Consider the following 621-nt stretch of genomic DNA (forward strand, 5'->3'; position numbering starts at 1 on the left):
GAAGAGGGCGGACCATTTAAAAGTCTGTTTGATTTTTGTGACCGGGTAGATTTGAAGAAGGTGAATAAGCGAGCTCTGGAAGCATTGATCCGAGCCGGTGCCATGGATTCGATTGGCCCGAGCCGCGCGAGGATGATGGAAAGTATTACCGAAGCAGTACAACGCGCTGACCAGAATGCCAGAAACCAAAATGCGGGTATGATGGATATGTTTGGCGAGGTTGTTCCTGACGAAGATGAGGATGTCTACGCAAGTTCAGAAGGTGTTCGTGAGTGGAGTGAAAAAGAGCGGCTAGGGCAGGAAAAAGACACCTTGGGCTTATACCTGACAGGTCACCCTTTTGATGAGTATGAAAAAGAGGTTAGGCGTTTTGCTCCGAACTCTATATTAAACCTTAAGTCCAGTCGTAATCGGACGACGGTAGTGGGTTTGATTGTTGAAATTCGGGTAATGAAGAATAAACGTGGCCAGACCATGTGCTTCGTTACTTTGGATGATCGTAGTGCACGAATTGAGGCGACACTATTTGCGGATACATTTGACGAGTGTCGCGAGGCTATTCAAAAGGATGAGGTGGTTGCTGTTTCTGGTGTAGTGAGTCTTGATGACTATTCCGGAATG

Annotated in this window: 1 protein-coding gene; it reads left to right on the plus strand. The window is 47.0% G+C overall.

Going from position 1 to position 621, the window contains the following annotated elements; translation table 11 throughout:
* The coding region (locus A3729_RS05870; protein ID WP_231877356.1) for an OB-fold nucleic acid binding domain-containing protein at nucleotides 1–621 on the plus strand (621 nt) is incomplete at both ends.

This window comes from Oleiphilus sp. HI0043 (genome assembly GCF_001634935.1).